The following is a 3,496-nucleotide window of genomic DNA, read 5'->3' as shown; positions in this document are numbered from 1 at the left end:
TTAAAATTTAATAAATTTATTTATAAACATTTAGCCATATAAATAACAGAAAAATAGATATATCAATGTGTCTTTTAACCTTATGGAATTGAAGGTTAAAAGTGAAATGGATGTAGACAGAAGTCTATGCAATTATTGTGGCGCATGTGTTGGTATGTGCCCCACCGATGCAATTTTCATGGACGAAACTGTCATAGACATTAATGAAGAAAAATGCATTAAATGTGGATTCTGTGTTGTTGGCTGTCCAACAGCAGCAATAACAGCGGAGTGGTTCCATGCTAAATTATGATGTTTTGGTTGTTGGTGCAGGCCCTGCTGGAAGTTCGGCTGCCAGATTTGCTGCAAGAAACGGACTGAAAACTCTTTTAATAGAAAAGCGGCCTGATATAGGATCTCCAGTTAGATGCGGTGAGGGTGTTTCCAAGGCATGGATGCCTGAGGTTGACCTTAAGCCACAGGATCACTGGATATCAGATGAGGTTAAGGGTGCCAGAATATATGGCCCGTCCGAAACAAAGCCCATTATGCTTACAGCTGAAACCGCCGGAAATGAGGTTGGCTATGTTATTGAGCGAGATAAATTTGACAAGTACATGGCTGCACTTGCAGCATCCGAGGGGGCTGATGTATGGGTAAAATCTCCTGCCCTTTCTGTCATAAAGGATGAGGATGGCAAGGTTTCAGGTGCGGTTATAAGGCACAATGGTGAGATGGTTCCTGTCCATGCAAAAATGGTCATAGCAGCTGATGGCTTTGAAAGCGAATTTGGAAGGTGGGCCGGGCTTAAATCATTAATACTTGCAAAGAATGACATAATATCTGCAATAGAATACAGAATGGTTGGTGTGGATTCAGATATGGATTATACAGATTTCTACCTTGGTTCCGTGGCACCTGCAGGTTACATATGGGTATTTCCAAAGGGGCCGCACGAGGCAAATGTTGGCATTGGTGTGACCATATCAAAAATGAAGGATAGATGGGATGTGAGGAATTATCTTGACAATTGGATCAAGGCGCATCCAGGATATAACAAGGGAAAAATAATACAGGTTATAACCGGCGGTGTTTCTGTTAACAGGGTAAAGGATAAAATGTCAATGCCAGGGCTCCTGACAGTTGGTGATGCTGCAAGGCTTATAGACCCAATAACGGGCGGTGGCATAGCAAACGGGCTTATTTCAGGAAAATATGCCGCAGAGGTTGCCAAAAAGGCGATAGATGCCAATGACTTTTCAGAGACAATGATGAAGAACTATGATATAATGGTAAAAAACAAATTTGAGAGAAAGCACCTAAGAAACTGGTATGCCAAGGAAAAACTGGCAACATTAAGCGACGATACAATGGACAAACTGGTTGATGTCATATCCGATGTAAAAATCAAGGATATTTCAGTTGAGGAGATACTAAAGGCGGTTCAGTTAAAATATCCCGAGCTTGTGGAACAGCTGGAGGATTTAATTTAAATTATTTTTATTAAAAATTTTATATTTTTATCCTATGATATATTATAGATTTTCACCAGATAAAATCAATTTATATCATCAAGGCTGAAATTCCCACTTTTTATTGAGGCCTTAAGCATCTTCTTGAAGTTCCTGTTCCCCTTTATCATCTTCATGTTGTTTTTCATTGCACGGTATTCCTTTAAAAGCGCCCTTACATTATTCTCGCCCTTTCCAGAACCAATTCCTATGCGCCTTATTCTCTTTGGGTTTAAAATATCCGGGTTCTCCAGTTCTTCATATGTCATGGAATCGAGTATAACCCTGTAAAGTTGAAGTTTTTCATTGGCCTCATCTATCTGGTTTTCATTGATTTTATCACCGCCCGGCATAGCGGCCAGTGGAAGGGACCCAAAGATTTTTTTTAATAGGCCTGGTTTTGAAAATTTCTCCCAGACATCATACATATCCTTTAAATTGAATTTCCCTGACATCAATTTTTCAAGCGATTCCTCTGCCTCCTCCTCTGTAAAGTTTGTTTCCTTAACCGCCTCCATTAATGCATCAATGTCTCCCATGCCGAGTAGCCTTGAAAGGAATTTTTTTGGATTAAAAATCTCAATGTCGTCCATGTGCTCACCGGTTCCTATGAAATATACCGGCGAGTTAATCTCTGCCACAGCACTCAATGCGCCACCACCCTTGCCTGTGCCATCCATTTTTGTTATAATAACACCGCTTATGCTTACAGCATCATTTAATGTTTTTGCCTGTGGCCCTGCCTGCTGCCCCATGGTTGCATCGAGCACAAATAATACATTGTCCGGTTTTACACTCTCCTTAATCTCCCTGACCTCTTTAATAAGATCCTCATCAAGGGAGTCCCTGCCGCTAGTATCTATAATTTTAATCTTGGCATCTGTTGCATTTAATCCGTTCTTCACTATTTTAAGTGCATTCTTCTCATCTTTTTCCCCATAAAACTGGGCATTGACCTCCTTTGCAATCTGATACAGCTGTTCATATGCACCGGGCCTGTGTACATCTGCGGCTATAAGTGCAGTTGAGAAACCTTTTTTTATAAAAAATCTTGCGAGTTTTCCTGCCGTGGTGGTTTTACCGTTGCCGTAAAGGCCAACAAGCATTATTGTCTGTGGCCTCAATTCAAAATTCACATTCTGACCAAGTATTTTTAAAAGCTCATCATAAATTATCTTTATTATATAATCCTGATCTGTCATGCCTGCGGGGGGCTTTTCATTCATTGCCCGATCCTCAAGAGTTTTTGTAAGCCTTAAAACCAGCTTGACATTTACATCGGCCTTTAATAGTGCCCGCTGTATCTCCTTTGAAACCTCCTTAATTGTGTCCTTATCAATATAGCTTGATCCTGATATTTTACGTATAATTCCCTTTAATGAATCGGAAAGGCTGTCCAAAACCATAATTAATTATGGATATATTATATTTAAATTTTTTATATTTAGAAATTCATGGTATTTATTAATTTATATCGTTTTTTGCATTTCCGTGATTTTCAAGGTCACTGCTGTAACCATATATATCTTTAAAGATTGCAGCTGATATTATTATACCTGCAAATGATGCAAATGCAATTACAAGCGTGGAATAGCCAAGGCCAATCCTGCTGAACATTAAGGGAAAAACTGTAATGCTCATTGATGATGGTAGCTGAAGAATAAAATTGGTTAAACCAACTGCCCTGCCACGGTATTCTGTATTAGAAACCAACGACTGTGATGTTATCACCGGCTGGTTATTCAAGTGGTTGCCAATGACGAATAATACCATAAATGCGGGAATTAGTAAAAATTGCCTTAAGACGAGAAATGTTCCGGATCCAATTAATGAAATAAATGATATTATAAAACCGGTGTATGATAATTTTTTTAGACCAATTCTTGGAATTAATAATGGGCCGATGTAACCGACCGGAACACCAAATGAATAAATAAGTATTATTATAAATCTTGTAAATAAAATTCCTGAAATATCCAGTGTATTAATAATATACGGTATAAAAA

The 3,496-nt window shown here is 38.8% G+C and carries 3 protein-coding genes and 1 pseudogene; 2 read left to right on the top strand and 2 right to left on the bottom strand.

The window, feature by feature from the left end; translation table 11 throughout:
• The first annotated feature begins 82 nt into the window (after positions 1-82).
• Both AOG54_RS01920 and AOG54_RS01915 read left to right on the top strand, forming a co-directional pair.
• Positions 83-292, top strand: a complete 210-nt coding sequence (locus tag AOG54_RS01920; RefSeq protein ID WP_048102553.1) for a DUF362 domain-containing protein — start codon at positions 83-85, stop codon at positions 290-292.
• Positions 279-1,472: a digeranylgeranylglycerophospholipid reductase gene (locus tag AOG54_RS01915; RefSeq protein ID WP_048102464.1), complete on the top strand. Its 1,194-nt coding sequence runs from the start codon at positions 279-281 to the stop codon at positions 1,470-1,472. The genes AOG54_RS01920 and AOG54_RS01915 overlap by 14 nt, the downstream gene beginning before the upstream one ends.
• Before the next feature lie 65 nt (positions 1,473-1,537).
• Here AOG54_RS01915 and AOG54_RS01910 read toward each other — a convergent pair whose 3' ends face one another.
• Together AOG54_RS01910 and AOG54_RS09810 are read right to left on the bottom strand one after the other, a co-directional pair.
• On the bottom strand, positions 1,538-2,896 hold the full coding sequence (locus AOG54_RS01910) for a signal recognition particle protein Srp54 (RefSeq protein ID WP_048102466.1): 1,359 nt from the start codon (positions 2,894-2,896) through the stop codon (positions 1,538-1,540).
• 58 nt (positions 2,897-2,954) lie between these two features.
• Positions 2,955-3,496, bottom strand: a pseudogene (locus tag AOG54_RS09810) (MFS transporter); the annotation flags it as partial.

The sequence above is a fragment of the Acidiplasma aeolicum genome (assembly GCF_001402945.1).
GTDB classification, from domain to species: domain Archaea; phylum Thermoplasmatota; class Thermoplasmata; order Thermoplasmatales; family Thermoplasmataceae; genus Acidiplasma; species Acidiplasma aeolicum.
Note: the sequence above shows the minus strand (reverse complement) of the source record. Positions and strands in the feature narration are given on the sequence as shown.

Bases quoted from the DNA above. Each gene is read 5' to 3' on its own strand.
- AOG54_RS01915 (WP_048102464.1), top strand. From the start codon at position 279: ATGCTAAATTATGATGTTTTGGTTGTTGGTGCAGGCCCTGCTGGAAGT.
- AOG54_RS01920 (WP_048102553.1), top strand. From the start codon at position 83: ATGGAATTGAAGGTTAAAAGTGAAATGGATGTAGACAGAAGTCTATGC.
- AOG54_RS01910 (WP_048102466.1), bottom strand. From the start codon at position 2,896: ATGGTTTTGGACAGCCTTTCCGATTCATTAAAGGGAATTATACGTAAA.